Below are 16,830 nucleotides of genomic sequence, written 5' to 3' on the forward strand. Positions count from 1 at the left end.
GAAACTCAATTTTGAGGTTTTATATATTTCAAAATAAAAAAGGACAAAATCAATAAATCCCGCTGTTTAACGGGATTTGTTTTTAAAAGTTGTTAAAGGGTAATATTGAATTTTTTCTATACTAAACTATTAGCGATTAACCTTAGCTTTTGGAGTAACCATAGCTTTTATTTTTAGAATTTCCTTACCCTTTTCGGTATTTGCGGTAATGGTTATTTGCTTGTTTTGAAGGTTTGGTTTTCCATTAGAATTAAAAGCTACTAATAAGGTTCCTGATGCTCCCGGTGCAATTGGTTCTTTTGACCATTCTGGGACTGTACATCCACAGCTCCCTTTTGCATTGATAATTACTAATGGTGCTTTACCAGTATTGGTGAATGTGAATTCGTGTTCTACTTTGTCACCTTCATTAATTGTTCCAAAATCATACTCAGTTTCAGTAAAAGCCATTACGGGTAGAGCTATGGATTTTGCATCTCGTGTGGTAGCCATTTCTACATTTTCGGCTTTGACTTTTTGTGCGGCATTATTGTTTTGACAGGAGGCTAAAGTGATAAAAAATACTCCTACGATTGTAATTAAAGTGGTTCTTTTCATTTTTTTAGTTTTTAAGTTATTAATGAATTTATAAGATCATTTTGGTTTGTTTATATAAAAAGATCTGATTCAAAATTGAAAATTTAAAAGCTAAAAAAGGATATTCAAGGGTTTGAAATAGGGACTAGACCCGGGGGTGGATTTTTATTTACTTGTTGATATATAGGTTTTTAACTTCTTCTCTAGAGGTGGTCCCTAGTTTTTTATAAAGATTGTTAATATGTGTTTTTACAGTGCTAACGCTTACATATATAGAAGTTGCGATCTCCTTATTTGTTTTATCTTGTAGAATGAGGTCCAGTATTTTTTGTTCTTGCGGGGTGAGTTTTTTATCTGAAATGAGAGGTAAGCTTTTTTTTCTTTTATATAGAATAAATAGAAAGATATTAAGAAGTGTAGATAGAATTAATAAAATAAGAAGAATCGACGACCAAGATCTTTGAGAAATAACTTTTTCGGGATCGAGTAGGAATTTATCTGAAGCTAATTCTTTTTCATATTGTTGGGTATAAACACTATTAGGATATCTTTGTTGAAGCCTTCCTAATAATTCATCATAATATGTATTGTCTTTGAGGTCTTCCAGGTAATTGGAGTATAACTCATTGGTTTTATTAGATAAAAAAGCATATATACGAAGTTCTACAAGAGGTTCGTCCGTGCTTTTTCCGAATTCTTGCAAAGTCTTGATCCATTTAGTAGAATTGATTTTGTGATTTGCCTTACTGCGATAATTTCCAAAAGCAAAACGCATCTCGTCAATAATTGAATCAACTTTGATAAATGCGTTACTTTTTTCGTTATTCGAAACAATTTTGCAGAACATTTCTTTGTCAAATGTAAAGGGTAATGTAACCTTATCATTATTGTTAGCAATAAATAGAATCTCCTGAGTATCCGTGCAAACCCCGTTTAAATGAGCTCTATTTTTGTGATTGTTAGAACAATTGTCTACCTGGATTCTATAAATACGATTGGTGATAGGTAAATTGTCTCCTGCAAATTCAAAATATCCCGTAGAATCTGGAATAATTTTTTGAATAATTTGCTCTGGATAGATACCCAATATTTTTCTGTAATCTTCTATAATTGATAAGTAGACTTCGTCTGGCCATTCATTTTTGTTTACATACCCTGAAAACTCATATTGAGCATAAGATAACTTACAAACGGATAGTGATATAATGCAAAACAGTAGAAAATGTAATTTCATATTAAAAAGAAATCAGAAATATATAGATTAATTTCATAACATTGTAACATAATAAAATATACAACTACATATAGGTATAACAATAATTTTATTTTATAAGTATTTATGAGTTTTTGGAGAGTTTTATTAGCTATTTTTTTTCCACCCTTATCTGTATTAGATAAAGGCTGTGGTTCTGTATTAATCGTTTTATTGCTGACTATTTGCGGATGGGTTCCGGGAGTTATAGCAGCATTAGTCATATTAAATAACCCAAATAAATAACAAATTACACATGAAGAATCTTATTGTTGGTCTAAAATTTATTGTAATATCAGTATTAATTGTTGGATGTAATTTTTCTGAAGATTTGCATATCAATGAAGATGGAAGCGGTAAAATAGCTATTAATTTTGATGGTTCTGAGTTAATGAAGATGGCTGGAGATAAATTTTCTGAGGAAGGGGAACAGGAAATTATTGACTCAACTATTGTATTCAAAGATTTTCTCGAAGAGAAAAAAGATAGTATTGCACAATTGCCTAAATCAGAACAGGAAAGACTGAAGCGATTGGAAAATTTCAAAATGCATATGGTTATGAATACAGGTGCTCAAGAAATGAAATTCGACCTATACTCAGATTTTAAAGATGTTTCAGAATTGGGAGATGTGTTTAATGACTTTAAAACTGCGAGTGCAGTAGGGAATAAAGGTAAAAACGAAGAAAAAGGACAATCTGGGCCTCCAATACCTATGGGTACTCCAGAGGTTGAGGGTTCCAAAGTATCTTATTCTTTTAATAAAAATACATTTAAAAGGGTTACAGAGATTATTGACGAGAAAGTTTTAAAACAAAGCTTGGACAGCTTAGAGCAAATGAGAATGTTTTTAGGTAGTTCTAAATATAAGTTGAATTATCATTTTCCGAGAAAGATTAAGAAAATCTCCTCGGAGAAAGCAATGTTTAGCCAGGATGGTAAGAGTTTTACCCTTGAAGTCGGTTTTATGGAATATATGGAAAACCCCAAGGTTCTGGATGTCGAAGTAGAATTAGAAAAATAATAAAAAGCAGCCCATCGGCTGCTTTTTTTAATCTCGTATCTTTGTAGTGATGAATAAGAAGATTGAAATACAGGAATTAGGACATAAAGATTACAAAGAAACCTGGGATTATCAGGAGGAACTTTTCAAAGGAATTTTGGATACAAAAATCAAAAACCGTAGAGAAGATGCTGGGTTGGTTACACCTAATTATTTTCTTTTTGTAGAACATCCACATGTATATACGCTAGGTAAGAGTGGAGATATTAGCAACCTTCTTTTAAACGAACAACAGCTAAAAGATAAAGGAGCTACATTCTATAAAATAAATAGAGGAGGTGATATTACTTACCATGGACCAGGACAAATTGTGGGATATCCGATTCTGGATCTTGATAACTTCTTTACCGATATTCATAAATATCTTCGTTTTCTAGAAGAAATGGTGATTCGAACACTTGGAGAGTATGGTATTAGTGCCACAAGAAGTGAAGGTGAAACGGGAGTATGGCTGGATGTAGGTACACCATTTGCTCGTAAGATTTGTGCGATGGGTGTTCGGGCAAGCCGCTGGGTTACTATGCATGGTTTTGCACTAAATGTTAATGCTGATTTAGGATATTTTGATAATATCATTCCTTGTGGTATTAATGATAAGGCAGTTACTTCTCTTCACGTAGAGTTAGGATTAGAAAAAGTAGACGAAGAAGAAGTGAAAGAAAAATTGCTGAGACATTTTGCCATCCTGTTTGAAGCTGAATTAGTAAAAGAAAAAACAGAAGCTTAATTCCTTCTCGATACTAAAAAAGAGAATAAAAGGTTTTACTGTTTTAAACTCTTTTATTCAACATCATGAAAAGATATCTTTTTTTAGTTGCACTTACATTTATATTATCTTGTAAATCCTCTAATAATTCACTCGCAAGTACTGAGACTAAACCAGAAATTGAAATTAACCAGGTTCTCTGCCCCACGGACGGTAATTGTAAGATACAATTACATTATAATTCTTCATTAATACTAAAAAAAGACACCATAGATAAATTATATCCTGTAATCGAAGACGGGAATCATATTGTTGTTGAGTATGCTTTCTCTAGAAAAGGTCCTGAAGGAACAGCTGATGGGGATTATTCTGAAACTATTTATTTCGAAATTGATGAGAAAGTAGATGTCTTAAATCTTGAGGGTGATAAGTTAGCTGATGTAAATTTGATTTTTGGTAAAGAATGTTTTTGCAGAGATGAAGCAGGATATTATAAAGTTAATGAAGGAAATTTGAGTTTTCAGAAGTCAAAAGATGAAATTTCTATTGATTTATCCTTTGAACTTAATGAAATCTCGCATAGAATTTCGAGAATCAAAAAAACAGTAAAGCTATAAAAACAAAAGAGGCATTGAAAATGCCTCTTTTTAATATATCTTCAATAGGTTATTCTATGCCTATTGTTGTATAAATTGAATAGATCTTGATTTACCTCCACCAAGATTAAGTTTTAGAATATAAACTCCATTAGGTAATTCTGCTGTACTAATTTCCTTTTTGTCTAGATCACCTTTTAATAAAGTTTGTCCTAACATATTTACTATATTATAAGTAGTTTTTTCTTTAGCAGCAAAAACATTTAGAACTCTACCAGGACCTACTGGATTAGGGTAAGCTAAAATCTCTATTGGATCTGTAGTTACTTTATTATCAATAGTCGAAGCTCTAACACTATCACCTATGGTGAAAGTAGTGGATTCAAAACTTCCAAACGATGCTCCAGAAGCTAATGTTGTTCCTTCTAGGGTTAATGAATAAGATCCATTACCATATGCGCAACAAAGACCATCGCCATAACTATCATTTATTGTCAGTGTATATGTTCCTGGATCTAAACATTCTATAAAAGTTAAAGTGGAACCATCAGGTTGTGATGGATATGTTCCTCCAGACGCAATAACCTGATTATTGCTATCAGTAATTTGCCAGCTCGTTTCTTGTGGATAATCGTCAAAATTAATAGTTAGTGTAACATTCTTACAATTATCAGGTGCTCCACCAGCGGTCAATTCTACATCATCAATTGCCATATCACCTCTCCAAGTGGTACCAGTAATACCATTAAATCGGAATTGAACACTAGATCCAATGTATTGGCTTAAATCAACATCTACAGATTGCCAAGCATTTCCTTGATTGCCTGATTTTGACCAGATAACATCCCAGCTGTTACCATTATTATTACTTGCCTCTAATGCTAAACTCCCCATATTCGAAGCTCCATACATATGGTATTGAAAAGAGAATTTAGCCGCTGTAAGCGTAGTTAAATCAAAACAAGGAGAATTCAATATAGCTCTTTTTGAAGAATAATTAGGAGCTGAAGACTCCATATAAACATAATATGTTCCTTTGGCAGCAGCAGAAGGTCCTGTATTTCTTGATGGGGTACCATTAGCATCTACAGTCCAGTTAAAATCATCTCCTACAGCTTGATTCCACTGTCCTAAAGTGTTCTCAAAACTTTCTTCATAAGGAAAAGACGATACTCCGTTTACACCACAATCACCTGTTGGTTGCGGAAGTGTAGTTATATTTACCACATTACTAGCACTAGATTCATTACCAGCAGCATCTTTTGCTTTTATACTAAAACTATACGCAGTTTCAGGAGATAGACCGGTTACCTGGAAAGAAGTTCCGGTAACTGTTGCAATCACCGTATTTTCTTGGTACACATCATATCCTATAACGCCTATATTATCTGTAGAAGGGTTCCAACTTAAGTTAACTGTTGTTTGTGTGATATTAGAAGTCGTAAGTGCTGTTGGAGCAGTTGGTGCTTCAGTATCTGTTGGAGCAAGTGTAGTTACATTTACTATATTACTTGCATTAGATTCATTGCCAGCAGCATCTTTTGCTTTAATGCTAAAGCTATACGTAGTATCTGCAGATAACCCGGTTACCTGAAAAGAAGTTCCGGCTACTGTAGTGATCACAGTATTTCCTTGATATACATCATATCCTGTTACACCTATATTGTCGGTTGAAGCATTCCAATTTAAATCAACTGTAGTTTGGGTGATATTAGAAGCAGCTAATCCGGTTGGAGTTGTTGGAGCCTGAGTATCTGGTTGCGGAAGTGTTGTAATATTGACCACATTACTAGAACTAGATTCATTACCGGCAGCATCTTTAGCTTTTATCCTAAAACTATATGCAGTATCAGCAGATAATCCGGTTACTTGAAAAGAAGTTCCTGCAACTGTAGTGATTATAGTATTTCCTTGATATACATCGTATCCAGCAATTCCAACATTATCGGTTGAAGCATTCCAATTTAAACTTACCGTTGTTTGTGTGATATTAGAAGCTGTTAATCCTGTAGGAGTTGATGGAGCTTGAGTATCTCCACCAGTACCAGGAGTAATTTCGAAGTTACTGTTAGAAATATCGTAGAAAATATGCCCTGAACCTCTAACCATGATTCTATTACGAGTTCCTACCGCATTGGGTACAGTGATACTCTGAGAACCATCATTAGGTACTGAAGATATAATTGTAGTAGTATAAGTGTTACCACCATCTGTAGATAATAAGATATCCACATTGTCAGCATTAATACCGTTTCCTGTTGTTCCGGCAACATCCCAAGTAACAATTTGTGTAGAGCCCACAGACCAACTTACATTAGTGTTAGGTGAGTTAACCACAAAAGGTCCGGCTGCACCAGCAATCGTAATTCTTGCATTATCACTATCCGTACTTCCTCCACCTAATACATTATCTCTTACAGTTAATCTAAAATTCATTGTCCTGCTCACAGAAGGAACAACTTCCCAAGTAGAAGATGTTTGTCCAGAAATGACTGTTGCTAATGCAGGCATATATCTATCAGGAGAAGTAGTAGGAGTTAATGATCTAAACGCAGGGCCATTTGTAGAAGTAGCAGATGGAGGCATAGTGGCTGGTTGCGAATCCATCTGTTCCCAACAATAAGTAAGAACATTTCCTGAATTAGGATCAGATGCGTTACCTTTTAAAATAAAAGGTGTAGATGCCGGAATGGTATAATCTTGTCCAGCATTAGCAGTTGGAGCAGTATTGTTAGTATTACTTTGTGATCCACAAGTACTATTTCCTTGTGATACGTTTTGCCACATTTCTTGAATGCTTATTGCATGAAAATACGCATCACTATTATTCTGAACGTTTGGAGAACAGATACCTGCATATCCCATAATTGTAGAAGCACTTCCTGGCTCTACAGATGCACTAGATCTTTGACAGCTATTGTTTTGAGTATGATTACCTCCAAATTGATGTCCCATTTCGTGAGCCACATAGTCTACATCATAACTATCTCCGATTGGTCTTCTACTACCAGTAATACCTCTGGCTTTAGATCTTGTACAAGGAGATCTAAGCTGCGCCAATCCACCACCACCAGTGCTAAAAGCGTGACCTATATCATAATTATTAAATCCAATAAAATTATCACAAACCGTTTGACTTTCATTGATTAATGAACCTGCACTATTATTGCTTAAGTTATCCGTATTGGAGTCTAAAAAGATAATATCATCATTGTTATTTACAAGAATCATAGTCACAGATAAATCTCTTTCGAAAATACCATTTACTCTAGTCATCGTAGTATTAATGGCAGAAAGTACAGCCGCTTTTTTTACTTGATCGGATGCACCTGAGCTAATTCCTTGATTACTTATATGAAATTGAGAATACTCTCCTGTACAGGCAACAGCTAGTCTGAAAGTTCTTAGTTTGCCGTCATTAGCGTTTTTTGCTGTGGTAAGTATTTTATTAGTAATATCTGATGAAAAATTATCTTCTACCAAGCATTCAAAGTTATCTGGGCTAGATGGCAGATCTGATTTTGCATAGCAAATATAACTCCTCTTGTCCTTAGTGTATGGGTCAATAAATATAGTGCCATGTTTTCCTGAAGAAATCATAGCATGTAAACCAACATTAGAAAAACTAAATCTTACTCTAGCAGTTGGATCATCAATCCCTTGACCTACGTAAGATTTTATGTCAGGAAATTTTTTTGCAAGACCATCTTCAAATATAGAAGCTTCCAGGATTTTGAATTTTTGAAGCTCTCCATTCACCGTTGGAAGATTAATGATAACTCCTGAATTTTTTTGTTGTGTTCTAGAAGGTGTATTACCTAGAATAGATTTTAACTGCTCGGTGTTTAGGTTAAATAGTTGATAATTGTTTGGTGTAGTTTTTCTAAGCTCTTTGGTTTTGGTTTGAGTTTTGGCTTGTGAAACAGGAGTCCACATCTGGGCATTTGCACCAATACTGAATGTTAAAAATGTGAGCATCAGTATTTTATTAAAAATATTTTCTTTCATAGTTGAGTTTGTTTTTGTGTGTTAGTAAATTTATACCATAACCACTACAACTCTAATTAATGAGTTTTAGTGTTTATGAAATTATGTTTAACACATTGACTTAAAATTGTTTATGAAATACTAAATAAATGTTAAAAACGCTTTATTCAATAAACGACTTGTGTGGATTTCTATTGTATTCAAAAAAGCCTTTGGAAAGACAATGAAATATTATAGGTTTACTTATTTTGTTAAAAAATGTTGGGGTTTAATAACGACTACATCCTACTTTATGTATAAAGTTTTAGAAAGGTTATCGTATCGTCAGGAAAAAAGCTAAAAAAAACCACAAGATATAAATACCTCAGGTTTTTTTTGATATGTATATCTGTTCTTTTACCGGATGGTAAGAATTGAAAAGCGCTCTTACTTTTAGTTTATCTGATAAATCAGAATACCGTTGTCTTCTCCCTTCACTACAAACTCTAAGTTAGGGTCTTTATCCATATTACCTAGACTCATTGCAGAATTACCATATACTGGAAAATTAGGAAACAGTTCAGCATTACTATCATATAGATATACTTTTTTGCTCTGGATATCGGTAATTGAAATATAGATTTTGTTCTTGATGTAGAACAATTTTGGTTCAGTATAGACTCCAAAATCCAGTTCCAGAGTTCTTCCTTTAATCGTTAATTTGTTCTCAGATAGAGTAACCAAGGTTTTATTAGTTGCTACAATACCACTATTTTCTCCAAGGTTTAGATTTTGAATTGCTGAGGTTCCATCTTCTTTAATTTGAATTAGATCACCTTCTTTAGTAATGGAAGTAAATTTATCTTGGTATTGATACCATTGATTTTTAGAAAAACTAACCTTGTCCTTTACATTTACACGAGTTCTACCTAATCTGTCAAGAATATTTAGCTTCCCATTTTCTTCAGAAAGAAGGATGTAATCTTTTGTTCCAATACGAATATGTTTTGGTGTGTCTATTAAATTAGTTTCAGTCCCAGAAAAGCCAAATCCTGTTACGATTTCACCTTCTGCACTAAACATTTTTACCTCGTTAGCTTGAGTGATCAGTATACGGTAACGCTTATTTTTGTCATAGTCAAATAAAGAAAGTGGTTGAGTAATCGTTTTTTCAAACTTTTTGGGATATGGACTTACATTTTTCCCATCACGATCTAATAAATAGAGCGTATTCGCTGTAGAAAAAAGTAGTTGATATCGACCGTTTTTATAAATATCTATTTGCTTAATATCTCCAAGGATTGCACCGTCAATCTGTTTTTTCCAGAATATAGTTCCTTTATCAGAAATTAGATACAGATTATTTTCTATATCCTGGATGGCAACATCCATGCCTTTGGTTCTATGATTTTTCACCAAAATAGGATTGTTAAGAATCTTATTTTCTAACGTGGTAGATGCAGTTTGTGTTACAGAGGTTGCAGCGCCTTTTTCAACGCTTTTTTGGAAAGCTCCATGGATATGTGCAAAATCGTTTTCTTTTATAAATTGCAGTATAGCGGTTTGATATCCTTTGTGGTTTAATTCATCCCATTGTTTTTTGTATTCTTCTTTAGCATTTTCAGATATATAATCTTTAATGTTTTTAATATCACCAACAAGTAAAATCGAAGCTTCATCAGATAGTTTCTCTGTAGTCTTTTTATAATAACTTTGTTCGTGGAGTACCGTTTTGTTTAGAATATTTGCAATAATGGTTTGCAATGTTTTTTTTGAAGAGCCAAATATGATAAACTCTCCATAAGCTATATAGTATTTAGTGTCAAAATTCTTTATTAAAGGATTTAAAACACCTGAAAAAGTAATTGGGTAATCGTAACTATATATAGGAATATCCCTATAGGTGCTGGATTTTTGCCCTCCTAAACTCTCTTCAATGGTTTGAGGATCTATAGTGGTTAAGGTAAATACATTTTCATCTTCGAGAAAAATCATACCTATCTCAGAAGTTCCTGATAGCACTTCATCTAGATCGTTGGGTATATCACTAATGTCTCTTTCCTGAGCTAAAGCCAGATTTCTTTTTAAAATTTCGAAATCATCATATGTATAAGAAGCAAAACCTTTGGCGGTAATAGGAGTGATTCTTGCAATTCTGTTTTCTTGAGGGATGGTATTATCAAAAATCCCAATTCTACTAGATAATGAATCTTTTTCCATAGCTATACCGTCCAGGAAAATTGCATTTTGTTCTATAGTAGCGTCTACAGAAGCCCAACCACTAAAATTTGATACACTTTTTAATTCGATCTCTGGAAAGAAAGAGTCATGAATGTTCTTAAGCTTTTTTCCATTAATTAAAACCGAAAATGCATTATCTATCCCAGATACTTCATATGCTTTTTCGAGATCTTTGCTTATTGGTAAAGCATTTTCTTGTTGGCGGATTGCATTTTCGATCAGCAATTGAGAAGAAGAGGCGATCAAAATACTATCCTGTCTAGTGGCAAAAATAGTGCTGTTATTAGAAGTTATTTTATGGATGACCTTTTCTGAATAGTTAATGGTTTCAATTTTTTTCTGTCCAAGAGAGTCTTTTTTAATAAGATTTGGATCATATTTAGAGATATATGTATATTCAAAATCATTCTTGCCTATAGGTGAAAAACATAATAAACTATTGGTCTTATTAGTTTCTTCGAGAATAGTAAGGTCTTTAAAATAACTGAATAACTCAATCTGATTATTGTTTTTCACAAAGTTGTTATCACGTAGTTTATTTTTGGTTTGTTCCAGATCGTTAATTTTAATAACTATCTGCGCATTCTTGGGTATATAATCTAGGAGAGAGCTGGATTTTTTGGTTGAGGTATTACAGGCTAGAAAAATGGTGGATAGTAGAACTACGACTATTTTTTTCATTTTGCAGTTAATTTGTTTTCCTTTTAGATGATCAGTATTGGTGTTTTTTATCAAAAACGCAATCTACACGGATCAAAGATAATTATTTAAAATCCAGTGCCAATTGTTCAGGTAATAATCTAAAGCTTTTTCTGTGGTATTTAGTAATACCGTACTTTCTTATGGCATTTCGATGCTCTGCTGTTGGATATCCTTTGTTTTTTTTCCAATTATACATTGGGAATTCTTCATGGATTTTTTCCATAAACTCATCCCGATATGTTTTCGCCAATACAGAAGCGGCAGCAATATTTAGAAATTTACCATCGCCTTTTATAACGCAGGTATGTGGTATATTATGATATGGTTTGAATTTATTTCCATCCACAATAATATGTTCTGGTTGTGGTGTTAGTTTTTCAATAGATCTTTGCATAGCTAATATAGAAGCGTTTAGAATATTGATCTCATCAATTTCTTCCATAAAGATATGTGTAACACTATAGGTGATAGAACAGTCTTCTAATAGTGGTCTTAATCTTCTGCGTTTAGCTTCGCTAAGTTGCTTAGAGTCGTTTAAGACTTCATTACTGAAATCATCAGGTAGGATTATAGCTGCCGCCGTGACAGGGCCGGCAAGACAGCCTCGACCGGCTTCGTCCGTGCCACATTCTATATGATTAGGATTTAATTTTAATGCTAGCATGGTGCTAATATACAGTATGAACATAATATCAAAAAACAATTTTTAAAAATCGACAAAAACGTCATTTTGTAAACAAGCAATTTGTATCATTTACTTTCGTTAAAAAAGTATATTTTTGCCACAGTTTAACATTCAAATGAAAAAACGCATACTATTTATTATAACACTTTTGGTAACCTTTACCTCGGTGGCTCAGACAAGAGATCAGGAAGAACTAGAAGGAGGAACGTTAACCAAAAGAGGCGATCAATTAAATAACCGATCTTTACGAGGTGCTAGTTCTGCAGACCAAAAAAAGAAGCCGCCAGTTACAGATTATAAAATTATTAATTTTAAGAGAGATACAACCTATGTAGATACTACATTGACTATACAGAGAGATTATAATTTTAACTATCTCAGAAAAGATGATTTTGGGTTACAACCTCTTAATAACGTTGGGCAAGCGTATAACAGTCTGGTTAAGGTAGAAGAATATGATCATTTGTTGCCGCTTTTTGGGGCAAGATCACGTCATTTCAATTTTATGGAAACTGAGGATATTAACTATTATGAAGTTCCGACTCCGTTAACTGAATTATATTTTAAAACTACTTTCGAACAAGGTCAGCAATTAGATGCTTTTTTTACTGTAAATACTTCACCTAGACTTAATCTTTCAGTAGCTTATAAAGGAGTTAGGTCTTTAGGTAAATATCAACATGCACTTACAAGTAGCGGAAACTTTAGAACAACTGCTAATTATAAAACAAAAAATGACAGGTATTTTCTAAGAACGCATTTTGTATCTCAGGATTTGACAAATGAGGAAAATGGGGGGTTGTCTTTTGAACCACAAGGTGGAAGTGAAACATCAGGAATAGAAGAGTATCTTGGTTTGGGAGCTCTGGGAACAAATGAACAACGAAGACGTTTTGCAGATAGAGCAACAATTACGGTAAATTTTGAAGATGCTGAAAGTGTTCTTAAAGGGAAAAGGTTTTATCTGGATCATAAATATGCACTAATTAAGAAAAATGATAGTTCTTCAACAGACTTATATATTGATCATATTTTGGATATTACGGATAAATCTTTTCAGTATGATCAAGCTGCTGTTGCACCTGATAATCTGTTAGGAGAATCATATGTAACTGAAGCAGCACTTAGGCATAAAGTAGCTTTAGAAGATTTTACTAATGAAATAGGTATTGGCTTTTCGAATAAATGGTTAGGAGATCTCAAAATTTTTGGAGGATATACAGATTATAATTATGGATATGATTCTGTTTTGACACAAGGACAAGGTGATAGCCAAACTGAAATCACTAATCGCCTCAAAGGAAATGTAGTATCAATAGGAGGGGAGTATGAAAAGTATTACAAAGGTTTTCAGCTTTTTGCTAACGGAAAAAGTATTGTTTCATCTGATGATTTTGATGGTAATTATTTTAATGCAGGAGCAGGATATGAGTTTAATAAGAAATATGGAGGAAGCGTAGCTATAAGTTCTAGTTCCGTAGCACCAAACTATAATTTTTTACTACATCAAAGTGATTATATAAACTATAATTGGAAAAACGATTTCTCCAATACTGAAACACAAAAAATACAATTGAATCTTAAGGCTAAAAAAATAGCAAGTATAGAAGCAAGTTATTCTACAATTGATAATTATACTTATTTTACTAAAACTGCGGATTCAGCAACTGTTGCAAGACAACATGACGGAAATGTAAAATTGCTAAAAGTAAAGTTAAATCAGGCAATTAAATTTGGTTGGTTAGGTATCGATAATACAATAATGTATCAAAATGTATCTGAAGGAGATAATGTATATAGAGTTCCGCAGATCGTAACACGTAATAGCTTGTACTACGAAGACCGTTGGTTCAAAAAAGCACTGTTTTTGCAAACTGGGGTTACTTTTAAGTACTATTCGGAATATGATGCAGATGGTTATGATCCTGTATTAGCGGAGTTTTACGTGCAAAGCGATGAAGAAATTGCATTTTTTGAAGCTAACAATCATACTTTTGGGGGCTTTCCTCAATTCGATATTTTTTTTAATGCAAAAATCAGGCAAACCCGTATTTACTTTAAAGTCGAAAATTTTGGAGAAGCATTTAGCCAGAACAAAGAATTCTCAGCTCCGGGATATGCACCACGTGATGCCGTGATTCGTTTTGGGTTGGTTTGGAATTTCTTTTTATAGAGGGCATTACTGTTTTACTTTCCATATATATTACTTTTCAACATTTACTTGTACCTTTGGTAATCTCACAGCTTCATTATGAAAACCAATGAGTAATACCAAAAAAAGGAATGTTTCAGTTCTCGGGCCACACGATTTTACAGGTATAAAATTAAAAGAACCTGCAGAATATGCTGCTGGACTTCCAGCTGTAAAAGTTGCACTTCAGCACGCATTCAAAGAAATGGGAGTAGTAAAATCTCTAAGTACACTTTCCCATATGAATCAAAAAGATGGTTTTGACTGCCCTGGGTGTGCTTGGCCGGATCCGGATAAGCCTTCTAGGTTAGGAGAGTATTGTGAGAATGGAGTAAAAGCGTTGGCAGAAGAAGCTACTAATAAGAGAGTAGATAAGGATTTTTTTGCTAAATATTCTGTAGAAGAGTTGTCCAGATGGTCTGATTATGAAATTGGTAAAAGTGGAAGATTGACAGAGCCAATGGTGTTGAAGCCTGATAGCGTAAATTATAAACCTATTTCGTGGATAGATGCCTATAATTTAATAGCAGATGAATTGCATAAATTAGATTCGCCTGATGAAGGAGTTTTTTACACTTCAGGAAGATCTAGTAACGAAGCAGCATTTTTATATGGACTATTTGTCAGAGCATTTGGTACTAATAATATGCCGGATTGTTCTAATATGTGTCACGAATCTAGTGGTGTGGCGCTTAGCGAAACACTTGGGATAGGAAAAGGATCTGTAAAATTAGAAGATTTTGATCAAGCCGAAGTTATTATGGTAATTGGCCAAAACCCTGGGACTAATCACCCCAGGATGTTATCAGCTTTGCAAAAATGTAAAGAAAATAGAGGAAAAGTTATAAGTATTAATCCTCTGGAAGAAGCAGGCTTAATTCGATTCAAAAATCCTCAGGAAGTAAAAGGAGTTTTATCTTCCGGAACCAAATTAACAGATATTCATCTCCAGGTTAAGATAAATCAGGATGTACCACTTTTAAAATTAATCATTAAGAAACTAAATTCATTAGATAAAGAAAGGAAAGATGTTTTTGATCATGAATTTATAAAAACATATACTCAGGGTTATCAAGAATTGCTAAATGATGTAGAAAGCTACTCAGAACAAGAGTTGCTCGCGCAATGTGGTGTTCAAGAACAATTGATTGATCAAGTTGTAGAGCTGTTAGCTAACAAAGATAAAATTATCATTTGTTGGGCTATGGGATTGACACAACATAAAAATGGTGTCAATAATATAAAGGAGTGTGTGAATCTTCTTTTATTAAAAGGTAGTTTAGGAAAACCAGGCGCAGGAACTTGTCCGGTAAGAGGTCATAGTAATGTGCAAGGTGATCGAACCGTAGGGATTATGCATCATGTTTCTCCGGCACTAAACCAAGCAATAGAAAAAACATTTGGATTCGCACCCCCAAGCAATGAAGGGTTAGATACGGTGCACGCTATTAAAGCAATGTATGAAAGAAAAGCCAAAGTCTTCATAGCGTTGGGAGGTAATTTTCTATCAGCAGCATCCGATACAGAATACACAGCACAAGCACTTCAGAATTGTGATCTTACGGTCAATATCAGTACTAAGCTTAATCGAACACACCTAATTACAGGTAAAACAGCACTTATATTACCAACACTTGGTCGTTCAGAACTGGATGTAAAGAATGGAGAGCCAAGGTTTTTTACTGTAGAAAATAGTATGGGTAAAGTTCATCGTTCAAAGGGTATGCTCACTCCTGCTTCCGGCAACTTAAAAAGTGAACCCGAAATCATAGGAGGAATTGCTAATACTTATTTTAAAGCAGAACATCAGGTAAACTGGAAAAATCTAAGTGAGGACTATAATTTAATTAGAGAAAAAATTGAATTAGTAATTAAAGGTTTTAAAAGTATCAATGAAAGGTCCAAAGGAGCTGGTTTTTATCTACCAAATAATGTAAGAGATTTGGATTTTAGTAAACTGCCTAACCAAAAAGCGCAATTCAGCATCTGCGATCTTCCGAACCATAAACTGCAAGAGCACGAATTTATACTAATGACCATTCGTTCACATGATCAATTTAATACTACTATATATGGTTTAGATGATCGCTATAGAGGAGTATATAATGAAAGAAGAGTGGTTCTGATGAATCAAAAAGATATGGATAAATACGATCTAAAGAAGCTTGATGTAGTTAATTTGATAAGTCGTTATGATGATAAAGAAAGAAAAGCACACAATTTTTTAGTCATTCCTTATCATATTCCTTCAGGTAACTTAGCTTCATACTTTCCTGAAACCAATGTCTTAGTTCCTTACAATCACTACGCAGATAAAAGTCATACTCCGATTAGTAAATCTATTATAGTAGAGATGCAGAAAGTATAATATAATGATTAGGGCGCCCGGGCGGGCTGTCCGTTATATCTTTTTTGATGTCTTTTTCGAATTTTATGAAATCATAAAAAAGACATCAAAAAAGGATGTCACTGCCATCCCTGACGCAATTTTTAATTTGAGTATGATTTTAGTAATATTTTTATCGTTGCAAATTGTATGTTATCAAGGTGTTATGATGTAATGAAAAAAGATATAAAAAATATTTCAAAAAAAGTGTTGTTGAATAGGAAAAGGGTTGTATGTTTGCACCCGCAAAAACAAGCTATGTTAATTTTTAGTTTTTTTGCAATTGTTCATTGACAATTTATGATCTAAACATATAGTTTTACTGGTTTTAATGATTTTTTTTGTTTGGTTTTAAAGGTTTAAAAAACTTTTAAAAAAAGTTAAAAAAAAGTGTTGTCAGAAAGAAAAAGGGTTGTATGTTTGCACCCGCTTACCAAAAGGGGCAAGCAGGCAAAACGGGATATTG

The 16,830-nt window shown here is 33.5% G+C and carries 11 protein-coding genes; 6 read left to right on the top strand and 5 right to left on the bottom strand.

Annotation, left to right across the window (positions count from 1 at the left end; genetic code table 11):
- Positions 1-129: 129 nt before the first annotated feature.
- Positions 130-597, bottom strand: coding sequence for a DUF1573 domain-containing protein (locus J8M14_RS22795; protein ID WP_211077148.1), 468 nt, complete (start codon positions 595-597; stop codon positions 130-132).
- A 148-nt stretch (positions 598-745) separates the two neighbouring features.
- Positions 746-1,810: a helix-turn-helix transcriptional regulator gene (locus J8M14_RS22800; protein ID WP_211077149.1), complete on the bottom strand. Its 1,065-nt coding sequence runs from the start codon at positions 1,808-1,810 to the stop codon at positions 746-748.
- A 105-nt stretch (positions 1,811-1,915) separates the two neighbouring features.
- Here J8M14_RS22800 and J8M14_RS22805 point away from each other — a divergent pair, with 105 nt between their 5' ends.
- The 4 genes from J8M14_RS22805 to J8M14_RS22820 all read left to right on the top strand — a co-directional run bounded on the left by J8M14_RS22805 (position 1,916) and on the right by J8M14_RS22820 (position 4,214).
- Positions 1,916-2,074: a YqaE/Pmp3 family membrane protein gene (locus J8M14_RS22805; RefSeq protein ID WP_211077150.1), complete on the top strand. Its 159-nt coding sequence runs from the start codon at positions 1,916-1,918 to the stop codon at positions 2,072-2,074.
- Positions 2,075-2,084: 10 nt separating this feature from the next.
- A complete protein-coding gene (locus J8M14_RS22810) occupies positions 2,085-2,852 on the top strand; it encodes a hypothetical protein (protein WP_211077151.1) in 768 nt (255 codons plus the stop codon).
- Positions 2,853-2,901: 49 nt separating this feature from the next.
- Positions 2,902-3,618, top strand: a complete 717-nt coding sequence (lipB, locus tag J8M14_RS22815) for a lipoyl(octanoyl) transferase LipB (protein ID WP_211077152.1) — start codon at positions 2,902-2,904, stop codon at positions 3,616-3,618.
- A gap of 65 nt (positions 3,619-3,683) precedes the next feature.
- Complete coding sequence (locus J8M14_RS22820; protein ID WP_211077153.1) at positions 3,684-4,214, top strand: hypothetical protein; 531 nt, start codon at positions 3,684-3,686, stop codon at positions 4,212-4,214.
- 60 nt (positions 4,215-4,274) lie between these two features.
- On the opposite strand, the gene J8M14_RS22825 is transcribed toward J8M14_RS22820, so the two are convergent.
- The 3 genes from J8M14_RS22825 to J8M14_RS22835 form a co-directional block, all read right to left on the bottom strand.
- Positions 4,275-8,201, bottom strand: a complete 3,927-nt coding sequence (locus J8M14_RS22825) for a reprolysin-like metallopeptidase (protein ID WP_211077154.1) — start codon at positions 8,199-8,201, stop codon at positions 4,275-4,277.
- Positions 8,202-8,612: 411 nt separating this feature from the next.
- Positions 8,613-11,081 carry a ribonuclease HII gene (locus J8M14_RS22830; protein ID WP_211077155.1) on the bottom strand — a complete coding sequence of 823 codons (2,469 nt, stop codon included), beginning with the start codon at positions 11,079-11,081 and terminating at the stop codon, positions 8,613-8,615.
- Positions 11,082-11,163: 82 nt separating this feature from the next.
- Positions 11,164-11,766, bottom strand: coding sequence for a ribonuclease HII (locus J8M14_RS22835; protein WP_211077162.1), 603 nt, complete (start codon positions 11,764-11,766; stop codon positions 11,164-11,166).
- A gap of 136 nt (positions 11,767-11,902) precedes the next feature.
- Here J8M14_RS22835 and J8M14_RS22840 point away from each other — a divergent pair, with 136 nt between their 5' ends.
- Together J8M14_RS22840 and J8M14_RS22845 are read left to right on the top strand one after the other, a co-directional pair.
- On the top strand, positions 11,903-13,960 hold the full coding sequence (locus J8M14_RS22840; RefSeq protein WP_211077156.1) for a putative porin: 2,058 nt from the start codon (positions 11,903-11,905) through the stop codon (positions 13,958-13,960).
- 88 nt (positions 13,961-14,048) lie between these two features.
- Positions 14,049-16,346: an FdhF/YdeP family oxidoreductase gene (locus tag J8M14_RS22845; RefSeq protein WP_211077157.1), complete on the top strand. Its 2,298-nt coding sequence runs from the start codon at positions 14,049-14,051 to the stop codon at positions 16,344-16,346.
- The last annotated feature ends 484 nt before the right edge of the window (positions 16,347-16,830 follow it).

The organism is Aquimarina sp. MMG016 (assembly GCF_018100805.1).
Classification (GTDB): Bacteria; Bacteroidota; Bacteroidia; order Flavobacteriales; family Flavobacteriaceae; genus Aquimarina.

Bases quoted from the DNA above. Each gene is read 5' to 3' on its own strand.
- J8M14_RS22835 (WP_211077162.1), bottom strand. From the start codon at position 11,766: ATGCTAGCATTAAAATTAAATCCTAATCATATAGAATGTGGCACGGAC.
- J8M14_RS22805 (WP_211077150.1), top strand. From the start codon at position 1,916: ATGAGTTTTTGGAGAGTTTTATTAGCTATTTTTTTTCCACCCTTATCT.
- J8M14_RS22830 (WP_211077155.1), bottom strand. From the start codon at position 11,081: ATGAAAAAAATAGTCGTAGTTCTACTATCCACCATTTTTCTAGCCTGT.
- J8M14_RS22820 (WP_211077153.1), top strand. From the start codon at position 3,684: ATGAAAAGATATCTTTTTTTAGTTGCACTTACATTTATATTATCTTGT.
- J8M14_RS22800 (WP_211077149.1), bottom strand. From the start codon at position 1,810: ATGAAATTACATTTTCTACTGTTTTGCATTATATCACTATCCGTTTGT.
- lipB (WP_211077152.1), top strand. From the start codon at position 2,902: ATGAATAAGAAGATTGAAATACAGGAATTAGGACATAAAGATTACAAA.
- J8M14_RS22840 (WP_211077156.1), top strand. From the start codon at position 11,903: ATGAAAAAACGCATACTATTTATTATAACACTTTTGGTAACCTTTACC.
- J8M14_RS22810 (WP_211077151.1), top strand. From the start codon at position 2,085: ATGAAGAATCTTATTGTTGGTCTAAAATTTATTGTAATATCAGTATTA.
- J8M14_RS22825 (WP_211077154.1), bottom strand. From the start codon at position 8,201: ATGAAAGAAAATATTTTTAATAAAATACTGATGCTCACATTTTTAACA.
- J8M14_RS22845 (WP_211077157.1), top strand. From the start codon at position 14,049: ATGAGTAATACCAAAAAAAGGAATGTTTCAGTTCTCGGGCCACACGAT.
- J8M14_RS22795 (WP_211077148.1), bottom strand. From the start codon at position 597: ATGAAAAGAACCACTTTAATTACAATCGTAGGAGTATTTTTTATCACT.